Here is a 4,762-nt window from a genome sequence, read left to right as displayed (position 1 = left end):
TCCATATTTGGAAACACATCCAGTCGCAAACTGAAATTTTAGTATGTTCATCTGTAAAAATATTATCTAATAAAAACAATTAATTGATATGCATACCGCATGCCTAATTTCCAAAAATGGCAAAAATTGGCTTGATCGCTGCGGTTGTTGGTGTTTAGCCTATGGCCACCGACCGCAGGCAAAGGGCGTCGAAATGGCAGCAAATGAAGATGATGAAGACGTCGTGGTGGATGCTTCCGTTCGCCGGAGCCGCGCCGAATTCGTGTTCGAAGCGCTGCTGAAGGCGATCGTGCGGGTCGACCGTCGGCCGGGCGATCTGCTGCTCAAGGACGACATCGCCAGGGAGCTCGGCGTGTCGCGACAGCCGGTGACCGATGCGATCAACCGCCTGGCTGGGCTGGGGCTCGTCACGGTGATCCCGCAGGTCAATTCCTACGTTTCGCGCATCTCACCGGCCGACGTGATCGAGAGTTCGTTCCTGCGCAGCGCCGTCGAGGCGCAGATCGTGCATGAACTCGCATCCCATCCGAAAAGCGCTGTCGTGACGGCACTGCGCAACCAATTGCTGGAACAGGTCCAGCTTGTGGCCGCCGGCGACGTGGACGGTTTCCACGACGCGGATGACGCCTTCCACCGCATGCTGGTGGAACTCGCCGGCTTGCCGGGTCTCTGGGACCAGATCGCGGCGGCACGACTGCACCTGGTGCGCGTGCGCCGGCTCGGCCTGCCCCGCCCCGGTCGTCTCGCCATCTCCTACGCCGAGCACTCGATGGTGGTCGACGAAATCGAGGCCGGACGGCCTCGCAAGGCGGCAAACACCATCGCCCATCACATTCGCTACAACGAAGGCGAACTGCGACGGCTTCAGAAGGACCTGCCGCAATATTTTCTTTGAAAAACTGAAGCGGAATCAACCGCTCAGGGGAACTATACGGAGAACACTCGTGACCAGACCGTCTCGCCTTCGTCCACTCGCACTCGCTTTGTTGCTGTCGGCCGCGCCCATGGCGGTCGTCGCCGCCGACATGCCGCCGGAAGCCGCCGAACCGATGGTGCCGCTGCCGTTGTCGCCGACCGGCCAGCCGGTGGTCGGCTTCCCCGATGGCGTACCGGCCAGCCCCGCCGCCTCATTGACCTTCACGGCAGACGAGCTGGCGAAGCTCAAGGCCGGCAGTTTCACCGCCGGCATTGCGATGCAGGCGATGGACTCGCCCTGGAACACTTTGCAGGTCGAGGCGCTGAAGAAGACACTCGACGAGTACGGCATCAAGGTCGTGGCGGTCACCGACGCCAAGCAGGCGCCGACCGCCCAGGCCGACCAACTCGAAGGCATGATCGCCCAGAAGGTCAATCTGATCTTCTCGGTGCCGATCGACCCCAAGGGCCAGGCCGATACCTACAAGCGGGTCTCCGAAAGCGGCGTGAAGATCGTGTTCATGGACAATGTCGCCTACGGCATGGCGCCCGGCAAGGACTACGTCACCGTGGTCGCATCCGACAACGAGCAGAACGCGGTGTTTGCCACCGACGAGATGATCAAGGCGATCGGCGGCAAGGGCGAAGTCGGCCTGATGACCTACATCCAGGAATCCTACTATTCGATCGCGGCACGCGTTGCCGGTTTCGAGAAGTCGGTCGCCGCCCATCCCGGCGTCACCGTGGCGGCACGCGAAAAATTCACCCAGCCGCGCGAGGCCTATGACAAGGCGGTCGCCATGCTGACCGCGCATCCTGATATCAAGGGCATCTTCGCGGTGTGGGGCGACCCGGCCATGCAGACGCTTGCCGGCGCCGAGTCGCTCGGCCGCAACGATCTCGTCGTCACCACCAACGATCTCGGCCCGGACAGCGCACTCTACATAGCCCGCGACCAGATCATCGCCATCGGTGCGCAACTGCCTTACGATCTCGGCATAGCCGAAGCCCAGGCAGGTGCTGCCGCCCTGCTCGGCAAGCAGGTGCCGCCTTACATCTCGTTGCCCTCGCTGCGGGTGAAGAAGGCCAATCTTCTGTCGGCCCTCAAGCAGGTGACCAAACAGGACGTGCCGGAAGATGTCGTCAAGGCCTGTGCCGGCGCCTGCTACTGATCTCGATCCCGGGCGGCGGGCCGACCCGCCGCCCATATCGCCTCTTTTGGGAATCGCCATGTCCGCTGCCGACAATCCCCTGCCCACGCTGGTTTCCATGCGTGGCATCGTCAAGCGGTTCGGCGCCAACACCGTGCTGCGCAACGTCGATTTCGAGGTCCGGGGCGGCGAAGTCCACGCCTTGCTCGGCGAGAACGGCGCCGGCAAGTCCACATTGATGAAAGTGCTGCTTGGCATTCACGCGCCCGATGAAGGCACGATCCTGGTACGCGGCGAACCGTTGGCCTCCATTTCGACGCGCGCGCGCCTCGAAGCCGGCGTGGCGATGATCTTCCAGGAATTGAGCCTGGTGCCAGCGATGAGCGTCGCCGACAATCTGTTTCTTGGCCGCGAGCCGCTGCTGTTTGGCGGGCGCATCGACCGCCGCCGCATCCGGCGCGAGGCAGACGAACTGATCGCCGGGCAAGGCTTTGCGCTCGATCCGGACGCGCTCGTCGAAGATCTGCCGTTCGCGGCGCGCCAGCAGGTCGAAATCCTCAAGGCGCTGTCGCGCGGCGCTTCGGTGATCGTCATGGATGAACCGACCTCGTCGCTTACCGTGCGCGAAGAAGAGGTGCTGCATGCCACCATCGCCCAACTGCGCGCCACAGGCATCGGCGTCGTCTATATCAGCCACCGCATGTCGGAGATTTTTCGCGTCGCCGATCGGTTGAGCATCATCAAGGACGGCCATATCCAGGGACCGTTTGCCACCGAGCAGATCACCATACCCGAGGTGTCGCGGTTGATGGCGCGGTCGGCCTCCGTCGTGGTGATGAAGCCGAAGGCACGACGCGAACCGGGCGAAATCGTCCTCGAGGTGGTTGACCTCGGTACGGCGCGAAAGCTGCGCGATGTCGGCCTTGCCGTGCGCGCCGGCGAAATTGTCGGCATCGCCGGCCTTGTCGGCAGCGGCCGCTCGACGCTTGCCAAGGCACTGTTCGGGCTGATCCCGGATGCGCGCGGCGACGTACAGCTCAGCGGCCGCGAGATCGGCGCGTTGGCGACGCCGCCGCGCATCCGCGCAGGCATGGCGCTGGTGCCGGAGGACCGAAGGGCCGAAGGGCTGGTCGCTCAACACAGCCTGGCCGCCAATGTGGCTCTGCCCAATCTGGCCGAACTGACGTCGCGCTGGCCGGGCGTCTTGTCGTGGCGGCGCGAGACCGAGATGTTCCTCAGCTTTCGCGATGCGCTGCACATCGCCTGCCGCGAGCCCGGTCAACCGGCTTCGGAACTATCGGGCGGCAACCAGCAGAAGGTGGTGTTCGCAAAGTGGTTTGCCAGCAATCCAAAACTGCTGATCCTCGACGAGCCGACGGCAGGCGTCGACGTCAACGCCAAGGCGGAAATGCGGACGCTGGTGCTGCGGGCTGCCGAAAAGGGCATGGCGGTGCTGCTGATCACCTCTGAACTCGATGAACTGGCCGGTCTCGCCGACCGGCTGATCTATATGGTCGACGGCCGGCTGGTGCCGGGCGAGGCCACACCGCGCGGCGAGGAAGAAATCCGCACCGTGCTGCAACAGCTCGCCACCATACACGAGGCCGCATGACCAACTCGATCCTCACCCCAGGCCTTAGCTCCGACATGGCCGCCGCCAGACGTGCATTCGCCTGGCAGAGGGCGAAACGCCTGGCTCGCGACCACATCACCTTCATCGTCTTCGGACTGATCACGCTGTTCTTCATCCTGCACGCGCCCAACTTCGCCTCGCTGGCGACGGCGAACGCCATCGGCCGCATCACCGCGGTGGTGTCGATCATGGCGGTCGGCATGACCATGGTGATCATGTGCCGCGAGATCGACCTGTCGGTCGGCGCGCTGGCCAGCCTTTCGGCCATGGTCGGCGCCATACTGATGCAGACCGGCATCACGCCGTGGCTGTCGATCCCGGTGATGACGGCCTTCGGGGCGCTGGTCGGGCTGATCAACGGCCTGATCGTCACCCGGTTGCGCATCCCCTCCTTCCTGGTGACGCTGGGCATGCTCAGCATCCTGTCCGGTACGGCACTCACGCTTACGGATTCGCTTCCGGTGCCGATCGGCGACCGCACGCTTGGCAAGATCATGGCCAACGGCACGCTGATCGGCCTGCCGGCTGCGGTGTGGTGGACGGTGGTGTTCGCGCTGGCCGGCATCTATGTGCTGCATCTGTCGGTGATCGGCCGGCAGATGGCGGCGACCGGCGGCAACGAAGCAGCGGCACGGTTTTCCGGTATCGACGTCGACCGCGCCAAGGTGGTGGCCTTTGCCATCTGCGGCGCCTGCGCCTCCTTCGCCGGCTACATGCTGGCGGCACGCGCTTCGGCCGGCAACCCTAGTGTCGGCGTCGGACTCGAGCTCAACGTCATTGCCGCGGTTATCATCGGCGGCACCAGCCTGTTCGGCGGCCGCGGCTCGGTGATCGGCTCGGTGATCGGCGCCATCTTCATCGGCATCCTTGCCTTCGGCCTGGTGGTCATCGGCCTCTCGACGACCATCCAGGAGATCGTCAAGGGCGTCATTATCATCCTCGCTGTTTCGTTGAACCGGAGATAACAGCCATGACCGCGCAAACCGGGCTGCCTATCGACGGCAAGATGTATATTGGCGGCCGCTGGACGTCTGGCCGGTCGACGCGCGCTATTGCCGTCTAC

General features: G+C 63.8%; 4 protein-coding genes. All 4 read left to right on the top strand.

What is annotated here, in order from left to right:
- Positions 1-193 precede the first annotated feature (193 nt).
- Genes EN955_RS33740 through EN955_RS33725 form a run of 4 tightly spaced genes read left to right on the top strand, consistent with a single transcriptional unit; the run spans position 194 to position 4,664 of the window.
- Positions 194-895: a GntR family transcriptional regulator gene (locus tag EN955_RS33740; RefSeq protein ID WP_024505290.1), complete on the top strand. Its 702-nt coding sequence runs from the start codon at positions 194-196 to the stop codon at positions 893-895.
- Positions 896-944: 49 nt separating this feature from the next.
- Positions 945-2,087, top strand: coding sequence for a substrate-binding domain-containing protein (locus EN955_RS33735; protein WP_127223554.1), 1,143 nt, complete (start codon positions 945-947; stop codon positions 2,085-2,087).
- A 58-nt stretch (positions 2,088-2,145) separates the two neighbouring features.
- Positions 2,146-3,678 carry a sugar ABC transporter ATP-binding protein gene (locus tag EN955_RS33730; protein ID WP_032899662.1) on the top strand — a complete coding sequence of 511 codons (1,533 nt, stop codon included), beginning with the start codon at positions 2,146-2,148 and terminating at the stop codon, positions 3,676-3,678.
- Positions 3,675-4,664, top strand: coding sequence for an ABC transporter permease (locus tag EN955_RS33725; RefSeq protein WP_024505293.1), 990 nt, complete (start codon positions 3,675-3,677; stop codon positions 4,662-4,664). Before EN955_RS33730 ends, EN955_RS33725 begins: the two co-directional genes overlap by 4 nt.
- Positions 4,665-4,762: the final 98 nt, after the last annotated feature.

The sequence above is a fragment of the Mesorhizobium sp. M7A.F.Ca.CA.001.04.2.1 genome, assembly GCF_003998485.1.
In the GTDB taxonomy this organism is placed as follows: Bacteria; Pseudomonadota; Alphaproteobacteria; order Rhizobiales; family Rhizobiaceae; genus Mesorhizobium; species Mesorhizobium ciceri.
The sequence above is the reverse complement of the archived record's forward strand: the minus strand, read 5'-3'. Positions and strand labels throughout refer to the sequence as shown.